The sequence below is a fragment of the Paenibacillus sp. FSL M7-0134 genome, from assembly GCF_038007865.1.
In the GTDB taxonomy this organism is placed as follows: Bacteria; Bacillota; Bacilli; order Paenibacillales; family Paenibacillaceae; genus Paenibacillus; species Paenibacillus polymyxa_B.
The window spans coordinates 1,862,171-1,877,997 of record NZ_JBBOXV010000002.1 but is presented as its reverse complement, the minus strand read 5'-3'; the positions used below and the strand labels follow the sequence as shown (position 1 = coordinate 1,877,997).

12 protein-coding genes, 1 pseudogene and 2 CRISPR repeat arrays are annotated in these 15,827 nt (G+C 43.6%); of the genes and pseudogenes, 3 read left to right on the top strand and 10 right to left on the bottom strand.

Annotated elements, in window-relative coordinates:
- Positions 1-23 precede the first annotated feature (23 nt).
- A complete protein-coding gene (locus NSQ58_RS24245; RefSeq protein ID WP_279830781.1) occupies positions 24-860 on the top strand; it encodes a copper amine oxidase N-terminal domain-containing protein in 837 nt (278 codons plus the stop codon).
- A 400-nt stretch (positions 861-1,260) separates the two neighbouring features.
- Positions 1,261-2,701: a CRISPR direct-repeat array (repeat unit 32 nt; unit sequence ATTTCAATCCACGCACTCATATAGAGTGCGAC).
- 466 nt (positions 2,702-3,167) lie between these two features.
- Here NSQ58_RS24245 and NSQ58_RS24240 read toward each other — a convergent pair.
- The 3 genes and pseudogenes from NSQ58_RS24240 to NSQ58_RS24230 form a co-directional block, all read right to left on the bottom strand.
- A pseudogene (locus NSQ58_RS24240) lies at positions 3,168-4,353 on the bottom strand (aminotransferase class I/II-fold pyridoxal phosphate-dependent enzyme).
- Position 4,354: 1 nt separating this feature from the next.
- Positions 4,355-5,284: a D-alanine--D-alanine ligase gene (locus NSQ58_RS24235; RefSeq protein ID WP_341058572.1), complete on the bottom strand. Its 930-nt coding sequence runs from the start codon at positions 5,282-5,284 to the stop codon at positions 4,355-4,357.
- 108 nt (positions 5,285-5,392) lie between these two features.
- On the bottom strand, positions 5,393-6,877 hold the full coding sequence (locus NSQ58_RS24230; RefSeq protein ID WP_068940704.1) for an aminotransferase-like domain-containing protein: 1,485 nt from the start codon (positions 6,875-6,877) through the stop codon (positions 5,393-5,395).
- Positions 6,878-7,088: 211 nt separating this feature from the next.
- Between NSQ58_RS24230 and NSQ58_RS24225 the strand changes: the two genes are divergently transcribed.
- Positions 7,089-7,364 (top strand): hypothetical protein, encoded by a 276-nt coding sequence (locus NSQ58_RS24225; protein ID WP_341058325.1) that lies wholly within the window; start codon positions 7,089-7,091, stop codon positions 7,362-7,364.
- Between the two features lie 275 nt (positions 7,365-7,639).
- On the opposite strand, the gene NSQ58_RS24220 is transcribed toward NSQ58_RS24225, so the two are convergent.
- Positions 7,640-8,449 carry a hypothetical protein gene (locus NSQ58_RS24220; protein ID WP_023988278.1) on the bottom strand — a complete coding sequence of 270 codons (810 nt, stop codon included), beginning with the start codon at positions 8,447-8,449 and terminating at the stop codon, positions 7,640-7,642.
- 280 nt (positions 8,450-8,729) lie between these two features.
- On the opposite strand from NSQ58_RS24220, the gene NSQ58_RS24215 reads away from it, so the two are divergent.
- A complete protein-coding gene (locus NSQ58_RS24215) occupies positions 8,730-8,996 on the top strand; it encodes a hypothetical protein (RefSeq protein WP_034095017.1) in 267 nt (88 codons plus the stop codon).
- Positions 8,997-9,233: 237 nt separating this feature from the next.
- Positions 9,234-10,081: direct repeats of the CRISPR family, unit length 33 nt; unit sequence ATTTCAATCCACGCACTCCATACAGAGTGCGAC.
- A gap of 180 nt (positions 10,082-10,261) precedes the next feature.
- On the opposite strand, the gene cas2 is transcribed toward NSQ58_RS24215, so the two are convergent.
- From cas2 to cas5c, 6 genes are read right to left on the bottom strand one after another with little or no spacing between them, the layout of a single operon-like run.
- Entirely contained in the window at positions 10,262-10,552 is a 291-nt protein-coding gene (gene cas2, locus NSQ58_RS24210) for a CRISPR-associated endonuclease Cas2 (RefSeq protein ID WP_023988276.1), read from the bottom strand.
- Positions 10,553-10,562: 10 nt separating this feature from the next.
- Positions 10,563-11,594 (bottom strand): type I-C CRISPR-associated endonuclease Cas1c, encoded by a 1,032-nt coding sequence (cas1c, locus tag NSQ58_RS24205; protein ID WP_028542681.1) that lies wholly within the window; start codon positions 11,592-11,594, stop codon positions 10,563-10,565.
- The gene (gene cas4 / locus NSQ58_RS24200; protein ID WP_023988275.1) at positions 11,591-12,250 is read right to left on the bottom strand and encodes a CRISPR-associated protein Cas4; all 660 of its coding nucleotides are present in this window, start codon (positions 12,248-12,250) and stop codon (positions 11,591-11,593) included. Before cas4 ends, cas1c begins: the two co-directional genes overlap by 4 nt.
- Positions 12,237-13,112 carry a type I-C CRISPR-associated protein Cas7/Csd2 gene (cas7c, locus tag NSQ58_RS24195; protein ID WP_340958262.1) on the bottom strand — a complete coding sequence of 292 codons (876 nt, stop codon included), beginning with the start codon at positions 13,110-13,112 and terminating at the stop codon, positions 12,237-12,239. Before cas7c ends, cas4 begins: the two co-directional genes overlap by 14 nt.
- Positions 13,113-13,161: 49 nt before the next feature.
- Positions 13,162-15,102 carry a type I-C CRISPR-associated protein Cas8c/Csd1 gene (gene cas8c / locus NSQ58_RS24190; RefSeq protein ID WP_341058323.1) on the bottom strand — a complete coding sequence of 647 codons (1,941 nt, stop codon included), beginning with the start codon at positions 15,100-15,102 and terminating at the stop codon, positions 13,162-13,164.
- Positions 15,099-15,818, bottom strand: coding sequence for a type I-C CRISPR-associated protein Cas5c (gene cas5c, locus NSQ58_RS24185; RefSeq protein WP_023988272.1), 720 nt, complete (start codon positions 15,816-15,818; stop codon positions 15,099-15,101). The genes cas8c and cas5c overlap by 4 nt, the downstream gene beginning before the upstream one ends.
- Between the last annotated feature and the right edge of the window lie 9 nt (positions 15,819-15,827).

The following is a 15,827-nucleotide window of genomic DNA, read 5'->3' as shown; positions in this document are numbered from 1 at the left end:
TCTCTTTTAAGGAGGATATTTTTATGGGAAAGATGTTGTTCAGAATTATGCTTATAGGTGCATTGTTTCTTTGTTTTTCTCTACCCTATACAGGAAAAATGTCAGCTCAGAGTATAGCTCCAAGCTCTCCATTTTTGAAGATTAACAATTACTATGTCTTGTTCACAGCTCCTAAAGCACCTTATATTGATCAGAATAATCGCTATATGGTGCCTTTGAGATCCATTAATGATTTGTTGGGGGGACAGACTACGTTTAACCCAACTTCTAATACGGCCACAATTAAGTTTGGAACACACAAGGTTGAGTTTAAAATGAACTCCACTGAGATTGTTACCGACTCGAGCACGTCCGTGATGGATACCGTCCCTGTGCTTTATAAAAATGCGATGTTTGTCCCTTTAGGGGTACTTACTAAGCACTTAGACATACACCAGGAATGGGATCAGCAAAATAAACTGTATTCCCTATCAGGGAAAGAATTAATGAAGACACCTATGATGGAGAATGTAGAAGATTTGGATCATTTTAGAGAACATGTTGATAATGAAAATGCATTTCAGTTATTATCGTACAAATTGGCCATGGGAGAAAAAATTCATCTGGCCATTACAGCTAAGAATATGACAGGGAAAAAGATTAGTGAGGGCATTGAAGATTTAAATACCACTTTTATTTTTTCTGACGATAGCACGGCCGGGGAAAATAGAAATCGCAAAAGACCCAGTATAGATAAGGATGAAATTGTAACTCGCAAATATGACATAGATTATGTGAAAACAATAGAGAATAAAAAAATTATCAAACATGAACTGTCGTATATTCTCTTTAAGGGCAGAACGCTAAAGACTCACAAGTAAAAAAGTACTTTTACTTGTATAGTGGAATGGGTAAACAGTAAAGCTGATCCTTTCTAGGATCAGCTTTACTGTTAAATATTAGATTTGTGAATTTCAAATTCCTTACGTTCATAAAAATAACCCAACCTACTTCATTGTCAATTAGGGACAAACTTGATAAATAGTGATTGCTTTCTCCGTTCCAAACGGCGTTTTATTTGACTGATTATTTATGTATTAGAAAGTTTATCAAGAGTACGTCTATATTTTCGACTGCCTTCTTTATTCTGGGGTGTTATCATGACGATCATCATTTTTATTCATATAATCCTCCTCGTGCAAATCTTCGTTTGTAAAATGAAAATGCTGACTGTACTGAACCACGACTTGTTCTAAACCAAACCTTTTAGCAGCCAACAAATTCGCAATCCACGCACTCATGTAGAGTGCGACGGCTGCTTTCCATCATCCTCTTTCAACCATTCATAATTTCAATCCACGCACTCATATAGAGTGCGACGATGGCTATGGATATCACCGAACGGGACGTATACGAATTTCAATCCACGCACTCATATAGAGTGCGACGGGGAGTAAATATGGACTCTAAAGACTTGTTAGATATTTCAATCCACGCACTCATATAGAGTGCGACTCACATGATCATTAGATACGGTGAGTATGAGCATATTTCAATCCACGCACTCATATAGAGTGCGACTCACATGATCATTAGATACGGTGAGTATGAGCATATTTCAATCCACGCACTCATATAGAGTGCGACTACAAATTATATACAGAACATACGTTCCGAACAAATTTCAATCCACGCACTCATATAGAGTGCGACTCTTTGGTTCCTTGTACGGTGTCCCGTGTCTTGGCATTTCAATCCACGCACTCATATAGAGTGCGACGCGGAAACAGACCCTGCTAAGGGGTGGGGTGATGTATTTCAATCCACGCACTCATATAGAGTGCGACCCGCACTTGCTGGGTTGGTGCGATGTCAGAATTGTAATTTCAATCCACGCACTCATATAGAGTGCGACGATCTGGCCGCTATGGGCTTGGGAGGCGATTGATTGATTTCAATCCACGCACTCATATAGAGTGCGACCACGAATCAGGACTTAAGCAGCCTGACCGCAGAAATTTCAATCCACGCACTCATATAGAGTGCGACCCAGTCCAGTCAAGGCGCTGAAAGGTTCGGAAAAATTTCAATCCACGCACTCATATAGAGTGCGACCCCCGGATGATGTGAGATCAGCTTTTCGCGAAGGTATATTTCAATCCACGCACTCATATAGAGTGCGACTAGCTTGATACTGTTTTCGAAGATTATCCGGACTATTTCAATCCACGCACTCATATAGAGTGCGACACCAACTTCAAGATGTGTGTGACCATAAGACCATATTTCAATCCACGCACTCATATAGAGTGCGACTCTTGATACTTTTGTATCCTCGCCTGTGTTGTAAGCATTTCAATCCACGCACTCATATAGAGTGCGACACTAGATCGAAACCGAAGTGAAATCCCTCAACTTATTTCAATCCACGCACTCATATAGAGTGCGACCCTGTTAGGCCGTGAAGGTGGTTGCGAGGCTATTGGATTTCAATCCACGCACTCATATAGAGTGCGACACGTAGATACAGGAATTAATACCACATATTCCCCGTGATTTCAATCCACGCACTCATATAGAGTGCGACGTCAGCCGCCACCCATGCCTTCCTATTTCCTTTAGAATTTCAATCCACGCACTCATATAGAGTGCGACCAAAATACTTATCTTCTACGGATTCCAAAGGCATAATTTCAATCCACGCACTCATATAGAGTGCGACAGCGAAAATGGGTCAAATGCCCCCTATTTAAGTAACATTCTAGCGTTATTTTGGCAAAAACGCATCTAATATTACCTTATCCTCTTGCGATCGTTTAAAACTTGTTCACATTCGATGTAATTCGACAAAATCTGAGGTGCGAATCTCTCGGAGAATTCATGTGAGCTTCACATTCGCACCTGGACAGACTCGCTTTTTGGCTTAGCAACAAATACCTGCCTGGACTTATTTCACCTGTGAAGGAGTAAGCGCACATTCGAATATATTTAATTCATCGATAGCTCATTTAAAAGCAGGGTCCCACCAGTTAACACCAAAGCTGAACGTTCTGGCTTTGGGTAAATACATCCGGAAATATCGACTACATTGATCAGAAAAATACCTTTATATTTTCGAAAATCATAAAGGTATTTGTAAAATATTTTATGAAAACGTTCGGCAAAAGTTGAGTTATTAACCCTGTTCATCATACCGGCTGCATTACCTGCATAATCCTTCCCATCCGTTCCAGCGCCTTCTCCAAATCGACGAGCGAGGCTGCATATGAGCAGCGAATAAAGCCCTCTCCGCCTGATCCGAATACATGTCCCGGTACGACCGCCACCTTCGCTTCCTTCAGCATGCGAAGTGCAAACTGCTCAGATGACATGCCAGTAGAAGTAATTGAAGGGAAGGCATAGAAAGCCCCCCTCAGGCTCATGACAAGCAAGCCCGATTGCATTCAAGCCGGCCACAAATAGCTTGCGACGTTCATTGTAGCTCGCCATCATCTCATCCTTGGCAGCCAAGCCATGGCGCAATGATTCCAGCGCGGCAATCTGTGCAATGGTGGGCGCACACATGGCTGTGTACTGGTGGATTTTCAGCATGCCGGCAATCAGCTCATGCGGACCGCACGCATAGCCTACCCGCCAGCCTGTCATCGCAAATGCTTTGGAAAAACCACTGATGACAATCGTACGCTCCTTCATGCCCGGCAAGGAGGCGATACTGACATGCTTTCTCCCGTAAGTCAGTTCGGCATACACTTCATCCGAAATGACGACCAGATTATGTTTGATAATGAGCTCGGTAATCGGCAGCCAATCCTGCTCCGTCATAACTGTTCCAGTCGGATTACAGGGATAATTGATCATTAAAACCTTTGAATGAGGTGTAATTGCCACTTGCAACGCTTGCGGGGTCAGCTTGAATTGCTCCTCTGCCGTAGCCGCCACCTCTACAATTTTACCGCCATGCAGATGGGTAATGGGTTCATAGGCAATATAGCTTGGCGCTGGAATCAGCACCTCGTCACCCGGATCGATCACTGCTCGCAGCGCCAGGTCGACGGCTTCACTGCTCCTCACCGTCACAATCATTTCCTGTTCAGGGTCATAGGAAAGCGCGAAGCTGCCGGAAAAATAAGCAGAGATCTCCTCCCGCAGCTCCATCAAGCCGGCATTCGAAGTATATTTCGTCTGCCCTTCACGCAATGCCTGAATGCAAGCTTCACGTACCTTTTCCGGTGTAACGAAATCAGGCTCTCCGACCCCAAGGGCGATTGTACCTCCGCCTGCTGCATTCAGATCAAAAAAAGCGCGAATTCCCGATGGGGGAATATCCCGTACACGCGAGGATACAAACCGCCCTGTCCCCTTTTCACTAAACATATTACGCCATCCTCCATTCCTGTTTACGCTCATGGAGCGAGCTGGCAATAATATGGTCCAGTAGCTGTGTAAAGGTTATACCCGCAGCAGCTGCACTCTTCGGAAGCAAGCTGTTGGCGGTCATTCCCGGTAATGTGTTCACTTCCAGCACGTAAGGTCTATCCTGACACAAAATCATATCGACCCTTGCATAGACCTTACATTGCAGCAGGCGGTAGCTGGCCAGTGCCGCCTCGCGCACACGCTGTTCAATAACGGTGGGAAGCTCGACCACCTTCTCCTCAGCACCGCCGACCTCATATTTTGCTTTGTAGTCGAACCACTTCGAACGAGCGGAGCTAATGCTAATAATCGGCAATACCTCGCCATCTACGATGGAGCAGGTAATCTCCGTCCCTTCATAATAGGACTCAATCAAGATCGCTTGATCCAAGCTGCAAGCCCCCTGAACAGCCGACAGCAGTTCCTTCTCATTTTGTACAAGCTGGATGCCGATGCTGGATCCCCCCGTATTCGGCTTCACAATAACCGGGTAGCCCAAACGCTCCACCACCTGCGGATCATAATCGTTCATCCCCTGCCAACAAAGGCCTTCAGGGGTATTCACACCCCCTGCCTTCAACAGCGTCTTGGACAACTGTTTATTCATGCATAAGCTGCTTGCCAGGATACCGCTGCCTGTGTAGGGAATGCCCAGCGTCTCCAGCGCTCCCTGCACCGTGCCGTCCTCGCCATACTGACCATGTAGTGCCAGCAAGGCGATATCGATGCCAGCCTGCTGGACCTGCATGATCAAATCCACTCGCTGCTCAATCACCATTGGAACCACTTCATAACGGCTGCGATCCAAATGATTGATCATCTCTTGACCTGTCTGCAGAGAAATCTCACGCTCAGAGGAAATACCGCCCATAATAACACCAATTTTCATCATGACACCTCATTTTTCTTCAAAATCTTTATGTGGTTACGGATTGTTCTTTTGATCGCTGGTGCTTCTCCAGAACAATATTCCGTCTCTGTAGCTCTTTTCTAACCATTATGCTTTAAGAAAGTTACGTGTCTGTTTGCCGATTATTTGAATACCCCGTTCGATATTTTCATCCGTTACTCGTGAAAACCCAAGCCGCAATGTATTCGTCCCTTCGCCTTCTTGAATAAAAAACTTGTCTCCCGGTGTAAAAATGACGCCCTGTTCGTTGCAAGCTTCTAGCAGCTGGCGTGTATTTACGCCTGCCGGGAAGGTAAGGAACAAATGCAAGCCCCCGTCACCAGACACCTGCGCCTCAGGAAGATGTGCTTCACAGCATGCCTTTGTCAGCTCATATTTGCGCTTATACTCTGTACGTGCTTTTTTTACATGTTTATCGAAATTTCCGTTAAGCATATATTGGTATAAAATCGATTGATCGATTGTTGAGGTATGAATGGTGCGCGCACGCTTAATGCTTTCCAGAGTGTCAATCAGTGCTCGGTCTCCAAGCACCCAGCCTACACGCAAGCCAGGGAACAGCACCTTGGAGAAGCTGCCAATATAGATTACTCCGTTCCCTTGGCCTGCTGTCGCTATTAAGGGCGCAATATGCGCTCCCGAGTAACGCAGCTCCTCATTGAATCCATCCTCGATCACCGGAATCTGATGGCGTGCCATTAATTTCATAACAGCGCTGCGCTTTGCCGGCGACATGACGATGCCTGTCGGATTATGATAGGAAGGAGTCAAATAGGCCAAATCGAAGCTATTGTTCTGTAATACCTCCTCTAGCCGCTCTACATCAATACCGTCACACTCCATCGGAATGCCAGTAATCTCAAATCCTTGCAACTTCAAATTTTTGATCGCTGTGTGATGGGTCGGATTTTCACAAATTGCCGCTCCACGGCGTGCAGAAGGGCGTAAAGCCGACAGCACAATGTCAAAGCCTTCTGTAAACCCGCCTGTAATCAGCATATCCTTGCCAATTATATCAACGCCTTTGTTCTCCATATAATGCATCAGGTAATCAATCAGCGGCTTGTAGCCCTTGGCATAGCCGTAGTTGAGCAGCACCTGCCCTTCGATTGCCATCCGATCCATAAAAGCTCGCCTTACATCCCCCAGATCAAACAGCTGCTCATCCGGAGCGATGCTTGTGAACGAGATAGTTCCCTTTTGGGCACGAATGCCCTGCTTCATCATATCCAGATCAACAGCCGATACAGCATACTCGTTCATTCTTGCCTTCCAGTCGATCTCCCAGGTGGAAGAACCGTCAGATCCTCCGTTATCTACGGCCGACTGGCCCACCATGGCGGCCACATAACTACCCTTTCCGGGAATCGCATACGTAAATCCGTCATCCTCCAAGCCTTCATAGGCTGCAATGACTGTATTGCGGCTCACCTTAAGCAGAACGCTCATTTCTCGTGTGGAAGGTAGCTTCTGATCCGCCTGAAGCGCCCCTTTTATAATTAAACGATTGACGTATTCTTTTACTTGTATCGAGACCGGGCGGTCACTTACGAGCTTGAAATCCTGGAACATCCTTCATCCCCTCCCCCTATAATGATGGCATACAAGACGAGTGAAAAAAAGAACCACCGCACTGGATTTTTCATCCTTCGGTGGTTCTTCCGCATTTTATCCCCTGTACGCCCTCATATTCTTGCCTCATTCCCCCGCATTCCTTGGCCGGGCCCGCGGGGGTCAGTAGTTTCAAACCTTCACCAAATTATAACACGGTGAGGGGATTACATTGGGGAAAAGAAGAAAAAACAACTTACAATTAACGTTCAATATTCTGCCGATCGACGAAAAAGCCACCCGTCTTGCGGTGGAGGAATATGTGGAGACAGTTCGGCAGTATCGTCAGATCGGTTTTGTTCGTCGGGAAGCAACAACCACTCAGGCGTATTCATATAGAGAACATCAATCTACAAATGCGATCAGCAAGCAGACGGAGGAAATCGCCACATACAACGTGGACAAGGAGGCAGAACTGGAGGCGAAGTATATGAGGTGGGGTATGTAGAGAGGTTATATAGCCGAATTTATTGGTGCATGCCTACTTATCTTTTTTGTTTTCAGAATTGTGAAGAAGGATTCCGATTATGAGGACCAGTAAAATATAGGTAGTTTCATCACCTTTAATTATATGAATATTGAACAGAGAGAGAATGAAAACTACGAGATAAAACACTATGAGACTGACAAGCATATATAGATAGACCATTTTTATTACCTCCAACTTATTTAAAGGTACCGGGCAAAGTTTATCCCGGTACCTTTATTTTTTTGTGAATTATTTTAGTATGTAAAATTGAATCTGTCTTGGTACTCTTGTTGTCCTGCTCCAGAGAAGTCTATGCTGAAATAGTTAAGTATTGCCAATGCCACACCAGGAATAGTCTTGTGAGCATAAGCAATCTCCACTGCGCCTGTTTGGCCAGTTAGTGATTTAGGAGCTCTTACTTCTTGTCTGGCAAATCCATCTTGCGGATCTGGATATCCTAAAACATCTACCTCGAAGGCGTCACCCTCAATTTGTTGTTTCTGTAGTTGGTTTTCGTACTGATAAAGGTGCGATCCGCTTCTCCAGTTATGGACACTATATGGAGAACGATAAGGAGTAACTTTACTTTGCCAAGCCATTGCCAATGTATCAGTGTAATAAGCCAAAGGACCTCTTTCCCAGTTATAAGAAGCATAAACATGGTAGGCATTTTCTTTACTGTTCGGAGATTCGAGTTTAAATGCATATCCGTACATTTTGAAGATTCCATCTTTTACATCTTGAGTAGAAATTTTATCAGATGGTGCGACTGTTTTGCCATTTTCATCTTTAATGACAACTTCAGGGTCTAACTCTTCAATTTTTATCTTAGTGCCACCGTTACTCGCAATGTCCTTTTTTAATTCCAATGGAGTGAAACCTAATTCTTCGTCAGTAAAGCCCATTTGTTTTAAATAACCGTCAATTTCCGATTCGCTTTTTGTACTAGCATCCTTAAAGGGTTCTAAGCCGTGTGAGTCTGACTCTGCCGGATTTGCGGATACAGGGATGGAAAATACCAATAAAAAAATGAGTGTCAGCAAGGTTGCAGACAGCTTTTTCATTCATCCTCCAGATTACATAAAATTGGTAGCTGGCCAGCTAAATACAATACTATCATACACGAATGACAAATATAACCTATTTTCGCAGAAAAGTTTTTCTGTGGCCTATAATTGGCCTAAATTTGGTCCTTGAAGTGGCCCAACACTCGACTTTTCATATGGTAAATTTGTATCATTGAAAATCAAATAAGGAACACATCGCAGCTTTTCAGCCTCGGTGAATCAGGTCGGCCAATGTGTCGGCCTTTTTGATTTCTCAAAAAAATCATTTCAGGAGGACATGATTGTGTCTACTACACAACCACGTTTCGCATTTTTAAGTAAGGACGGCATCCTGCGCTTGCATGATGAGGAGCACGCCGCACAACATGGCAATCACGTGCTAACATCTTTAACTGATGATGAGAGCGGCTACCCGGTCGTTGAGGGCCAAGGCGATGTATATTATGCCTACGAGGATAAAGCCTACATCAAGGGCAACAAAGGTGACGGCCAACTCATCCCAACACCGCCAGTGCTCAAACAGATCGCAGCAGAGCTCCTGTAATTCAGCAATATCCAGAGGCACTTCCCGAGTTATTCCGGGGCTTTATGGCACGTGCAGACGGCAAGGAACCAGTCAATCAACGGAAACAATAACAGCCTGGTCAGAACCCTTGTGCGATTCAATTCCGCAACGTGTCTTCTATTCATTTCGATGGGAGCGGTACTTGTGAAATTTCAATCCACGCACTCATATAGAGTGCGACAATGACTCCCCAAGCTACCCCGAACCAGATCAAGAATTTCAATCCACGCACTCCATACAGAGTGCGACCCACATATTTCCGCCGTTCTTTGTTGTGTACTTCTATTTCAATCCACGCACTCCATACAGAGTGCGACGGAGGATATATGTAAATGGATAAAGTCGAAAAAAATTTCAATCCACGCACTCCATACAGAGTGCGACCTCGACTGACTTATATCCCCCAAGCTGGGGTTTACAATTTCAATCCACGCACTCCATACAGAGTGCGACTCCCTTTCCATCGAACATCAACTTATAAAGATAATATTTCAATCCACGCACTCCATACAGAGTGCGACCTGGCCCGGGCTCTAAGCTCGTTAATATTCTCATATTTCAATCCACGCACTCCATACAGAGTGCGACGTTTCGTCCCAATCTTGCTTAGTGGCTCGGAAAATATTTCAATCCACGCACTCCATACAGAGTGCGACCGTACTTACCGATAACCTCCAGCACACCTTGAGATTTCAATCCACGTACTCCATACAGAGTGCGACGCTTAGCGGTACCTTTACCGATAGCTGCACCTGGAGATTTCAATCCACGCACTCCATACAGAGTGCGACGAGTGCCTCATATAGGGCGCTCTTTTTTTGTGATGCATTTCAATCCACGCACTCCATACAGAGTGCGACGCAAAGACGTATGTATTGCAGGATCATAACGTTCAGATTTCAATCCACGCACTCCATACAGAGTGCGACGATAAGTGTGTGCATATCAAGCGTAACAATAGATATTTCAATCCACGCACTCCATACAGAGTGCGACTCTGCGAGAGACTTACAGACGTTACGAGCCTTACAATTTCAATCCACGCACTCCATACAGAGTGCGACAGCGAAAATGCAGTAATTCATACCCTAATGATATCAATTCCACACATTGTCGCAAAAACTGATGCCAAAAAGGCTTGTATCAACTATTGACTTTTTCTCATAGACAGCATTCTAATGCTTTTCGACAAATTTCGAGGTGCGAAGGACCCGGGGTTTTTATGTGAGCTTCACATTCGCACCTTATAAAATTAGTGGGCTTTCCATATCGTAAGCTTCCTTTGCCCCTATATGCTCTACTTTCTTCTTGTAGTTATCTCCTAAGTTGTAGAAGCGCAAGCTGTCTTCTTTTGGGTCTATTAATTCTTCGAGTTCATACTTTAAGCTGCGGAACTGGGTCGAGTCCAAAATACATTCAAACACAGAATTTTGCACCCTTTGTCCGTGATCTACGCACTTTTTCGCAACCTTTGCCAGTCTTTTTCTACCTTCTCTGTCTACTGTACTTACATCATACGTGATCAAAATGAGCAAGTGTTCACACCTACTTCCACAAAAATGGAGGGTACTCGTCCAGATCTCCCCGAATATATCTAGCCAAGAGCAAAGCCTGTGAATAGGGCACCAGTCCCCAAGACATTTTCTCATTCAAATAAGGATGAATCATTTTTTCCTGTTTTCGTTCTTGCCATGCCTTCAATACGATTTTCCTCGTATCATCGTCCATCATCACAGCCCCGTTTTCTTTTTTGTAAAATCCTTTCCCATGAATCAATTTTTTGTTAATCAATGTAAGGACAAAACGGTCGGCATATACTCCTCGAAGCTCTTCCATCACATCCAGTGCCAATGAGGCTCGCCCTGGACGATCTCTATGCAGAAAACCTACATAAGCATCCAGACCGACAGCTTCCAGTGCGGATTTCATATCGTTGGATAACAGTGTATAGGAAAAAGATAATAGGGCATTCACATTATCTAGCGGCGGGCGCTTATGGCGTCCATGGAAATAAAAATCATTTTTTTGCTGCAGGATCAAATCATCCCACACGGAATTGTACTGAACTGCCGCCGTCCCCTCCAAACCGCGTAAAATGTCCAGTTCCTCCACTTCTCGGACTTGCTTCATGATCTTTGTCAAAGAAGCGGTCACCTTCTTCATGCGTTCCGTATCAATACGAAGTGGATAATCCCTCGTTGCCCGTTCCAAAATCCATTTATGGTTATATATTTTGCCTATAATCATATTTCTGGCTACAAGAGCACTTCTTCTATCATCATCGGAAATCCGGTACTGTTCTTTTCTCAGTACCACATTTCCCCGGCTTTCCCCGGTAACTCTCGCCAAGAAGCGTCCGCTTCGTGTCATAAAGGTTAGGTCTATATTGCGTGTTGCACAAGCTCCCATGAGGCCTGGACTGGCCCCTGAATAGCCAAAAGTGCAAACCGCCTCCAAATTGTGCAAAGGATACCGTGCAAGAATGGACTCTTCTTGTTTGATCACGATATTTTCCCCATCTAGTGACAAGTACGTATCTGGCATGGTCACAAATAATGTGTTTAGTAGTTTTTTCATTCAGCTATCCTGCTTTCAATAAAGCTTGAAACTGATTTTTTATTCAATATTTCGGGAACACATATGTTATGTAGTGAGCAGCTCAGGCAGTGTGGTCCCGCTTTGGCTTTAGGTGTATGATTTCGCTCAAAATAATGCCGCATTTCCTGCAAGCTTCTACGCACACGCTCTCGGTCAGCCGCCGTGATGATGACCTCTACACGGTGTTTGATCTCATCGTAATAAAAGTAGCCTTTTGAAATCTCACACACGAGCATTTCTTCAAGACACATCACTTGTGCGACCAATTGTGCATGATCCGAGTCATTTCGTTTTGGTTTGCCACGCTTGTATTCAACAGGAAAAGGAAGGTAGGTACCTTCCTCTCCTGCAAGCGGAACACCAAGGGGATCACATATGAACTCTACCACGTCGCAGATTCCCGTAATTCCAAGCTCTCTGGAATGTATAGGTAACGCGCGTACGATGAGCTTATCCCCTCTTTTTTCACGAATCATGGGCTGATCGGCTTTCCTGTGCAAATGATTGCCCTCAATCGTCCGCACGTTTTCTTCCCATTGCTGCTCAATGTGAATAAGCGCCCACTGTCTTCTACAAAAATTAAAATGCTGTAAACCGGACAGCAGCAAATAATCTTCTTCGTTATAGACCTGCATACTCTTGGACCTCTAAGCCTTCGAGCGGTGTTAATATACATTCATAATGTGTATCAAACGATTTGTCGATTACACTTACATTTTCTTTCGGTTTCACTTCCAAAGATCGGTGTACTTTAGCAGATGAGTATTTTCCGAGTTTGGAATTGTGCTCCCACCAATAGACTTTATGAACCTCCATACTACCGTCAGGACGAGCGGATGAGACATCATTCTCAAATAACGAAATCAGCGCATCCTTGATCTTTCCAGCATCTTCGTTGGTAAACCCTGTTTTTTCAGCTAGTTGTGTATTGATGCTTCCTTTGAAAAGGTACACGCCGAAATCCACCCGATGCTTCATCCCCATCGTATCGGAACCTCTTTCTTTCCCTGGTTCGGAGTTTACACTTTTTGTAATTTGCATACTTGTAATATCAATAGGATCTATACTGGTTGCCGTATGTATAGATACAGGCCCTCTTACCCCAACGGACACTCCTGCTCCCTTACTCGCCGCCTTGAACGCAAATACTTGACCGAAGCTACGAACATCTATCCATTCCTGACAGGCAATTTTAGCAAATTCATCACTTGAGCCTTCCTTGCCCTTGAAGAATTTTTCCAATTCAGGATTGGCATCTGCACGTTCTCTTAAACTATTAAAAGCATCCGAATTACGATCATTCGATTGAACAAAAATAGACTCTCCCATGTCTTGCAGACGATTTCTCAATTTCCGTTTCAGAGCCACATCTGAAATCTCACCATAACCATCATAATTTTGCCGCGGACGATTACCATTCAGGGGATCGCCATTGGGATTTGCTCTAGTAACCGACAATACAACTGCGAAATCAATTTTGTGATCCAACACGGACATATGATTACTCTCCTTTAATGTACCCACATATTTTTAAAGTTACTTAGGATTATTGCTGTTCATTCATGTCTAAGGTGTTGTTCTCTTTGTTGTCGTTATTACCCTCAAGATCTTTTTTAAGATTATTATGGTAGATTTCATAGCGTTGGCTACTGAGTCCTAACAAGTATTTCCCGGTCAATGGTTTATTGTTGAATTCGTTGAAGGGGATTTTGTGAAGCACTTCATCAATCATATTGGAATAATAGCTTAAGCGTTTACCAAGTCTGGCCTGATGTGGCTGCAAGGCATTCTGAATGGTCCTCCAGGTTCTTTCTGGATGTTGTGAGAATGCATTCATATATCGGATTGCATTCGTAGATCGCTTCTCATCCTTGTCTAATGCGCTTCGTTCCATCACATCTGCTATCGCCAACAATCTGCCAAATAAATAACTACGATCCATATTATCTTTATCTAATGCCACATTGTATCCCTCCCGTTGGTTAACCAAAGCACATGTCACGCTCAGTGTTTTCTCCCATTCCCACTTGTCCATGGATACCGGGCTAGAGGCGCGGTTAATAGCACTCCTCACAATATCCTGAGGAATGTTTTGACCATCTACTATACAGGGGAGCATTCGTTCCATCAAACCCTTAACGAGTTTATCATTAGCCTTTGAACCGTATGCTGCGAAAGCAATATCTTTCGTTGCTGGAGCACCCCAAAATTGTAAATATTCACCTTGCTCATCCTTCTGATAGCGATGAAGCCATACACAGGTGGAATGCCAGTGAATAAGCTTTTCAAAATACAATTTTTTATCCAAATTCCGATAATAGTTCACAGCCATCCGTCCTGTTGTTGCTGAGTCAAGTACAAGAATATTGACTTTTGCTTTGGAACTAGATTTGACAGCTAGTGTATTGGCATAACCCGTTAACGCTTTGGCTAATTCAAAAGCAAACTCTTCGTTTGTATGACTTTTTATTTCTTTAGCCTTGGATGGCAAGCCCATTGCAAAGATATTATCATTTTCGGTAAAATTCAGAATACTCGGTTCATCATTTCCCCACACTAGAAAAACACGTTGCTCCATGACTTTACCTTGACGGTTAATGAGCCATTTTAAGGCATTATGAGCCTTTTGAGATACTTCATAACTGATACTTGCAGCTTCATGACTGTGGGCAAATCGTCCTCTGAACGTGAATCCACTCGTATCATTGGCGGAAATCAACTTCGCCTTATCCCCGGAATTTCTGATTTTATTGGCATGCTTATCTGTGCTAGGGAGCTGCTTTCCAGTAACATAGCAAATGTCTTCTTCTCCCAGCAACTGGCTATAGTAACCAACAAATGAATCATACATTTCTTTATCTTCCCAAACTTTAGCTAAAACTTTATCTGGAGAGTACACATTAAAACGAATGAATACGCTCTCTTGTTCACCAGGAACCGCTGTAAATATAGGTGGTTTTTCCCCATGTATAGGTTCGTACTTCTTGTCCCATGTACTTATTAATTTCTGATTCGCATCAAGATATAAAATCGACTCGTCTACTAAGTCTTTAATCAGGCGGCGCTTGCTTAAGTAACGATATATGCTTTTCACCTTAGAAGTTGCATAATCTGAAGTAGCCCAGCCTTCTAACTGCTGAATATAAGCAGAAAATGGCTCTTCTTTTTTTATTTTTCCACCATATGCTACAAAATCTCCGGCAACATAGCTTAATTTATCATGCAGCGGATAAGGCGATATGACAGAGCCGGCTCTACTGGCGGATTTTTCAGTAGAAGGAATCAATGTACTAAACTCATTTTTATCCAATATCCTGGCTGAATGAAAATCACCTTGTTCTGTAACTTCGACTTCGATCTGCGCATTTTGGGTCGTGTGGGAAATAGGCAACAATGTATATTCACGATCATTATGTTTCTTCTCAATCACACCAACATGGTCAAGATTAGATTCATACGTTTCATATAAATTTAACAACCAGCTCATTTAATTTCCCACCCTTCCCATTGCGCAAGCAGCTCATCAGCGGATTGAACGTTATTTTCATTAAACCGTTTAGGTTGCATATTCGCTATTGTGCGAACTTGTGTGCATTCTTCCGGCCGAATAAAATCAATGACTCCGTCCTTCATTACTGGATTCCACAAACGGACTTCCATTTGATCCCTGCCTGTCTCATCTGGATAGTTAATCCCATGTACCATATTGCCTAAATGAATGTCACCATAATTATCGTAGAAACCTGCTTCTATACCAAATTCACAAGGCTCTACATAAGCTTGACATTCTCGTGTACCTAGAAAAATATCTCTACGTCCACCAGCAAGTAATGATCGCTTGAGAATGTTATGATGCTTATTCTCATTACGGTCATATTCCATCTCGGGACGATGCGGATTAAATACAAAATGAGCCTGAACCTCATAACAGGGATCTTTCAAGTAAGTATAATTAGCAAGGGTATTACCACCGCCATATTCGATGGGGCGAACGCCTTTGGATTCCATCCGAATAGCATGAAGAACACGAACTTTGTCTATTACCATCATAATCGTAGGCTTCCAATAAATACTTTCGACAATACCTTTTAACGCCTGATATGTTGGGACACTATAAGTTAATTTCTCACCACCAAGTTTGGTTAGTGGATCTGTGAACAGTGCATAATCTCCATAAACTTTAAATTCGATCGCATTTCTCAACTAGCATTT

Excerpts from the sequence above, each read along its gene's own strand:
- NSQ58_RS24230 (WP_068940704.1), bottom strand. The coding sequence starts at position 6,877 with ATGTTCCAGGATTTCAAGCTCGTAAGTGACCGCCCGGTCTCGATACAA.
- NSQ58_RS24220 (WP_023988278.1), bottom strand. The coding sequence starts at position 8,449 with ATGAAAAAGCTGTCTGCAACCTTGCTGACACTCATTTTTTTATTGGTA.
- cas7c (WP_340958262.1), bottom strand. The coding sequence starts at position 13,112 with ATGTCCGTGTTGGATCACAAAATTGATTTCGCAGTTGTATTGTCGGTT.
- cas4 (WP_023988275.1), bottom strand. The coding sequence starts at position 12,250 with ATGCAGGTCTATAACGAAGAAGATTATTTGCTGCTGTCCGGTTTACAG.
- cas1c (WP_028542681.1), bottom strand. The coding sequence starts at position 11,594 with ATGAAAAAACTACTAAACACATTATTTGTGACCATGCCAGATACGTAC.
- NSQ58_RS24235 (WP_341058572.1), bottom strand. The coding sequence starts at position 5,284 with ATGAAAATTGGTGTTATTATGGGCGGTATTTCCTCTGAGCGTGAGATT.
- cas8c (WP_341058323.1), bottom strand. The coding sequence starts at position 15,102 with ATGAGCTGGTTGTTAAATTTATATGAAACGTATGAATCTAATCTTGAC.
- NSQ58_RS24215 (WP_034095017.1), top strand. The coding sequence starts at position 8,730 with ATGATTGTGTCTACTACACAACCACGTTTCGCATTTTTAAGTAAGGAC.
- NSQ58_RS24245 (WP_279830781.1), top strand. The coding sequence starts at position 24 with ATGGGAAAGATGTTGTTCAGAATTATGCTTATAGGTGCATTGTTTCTT.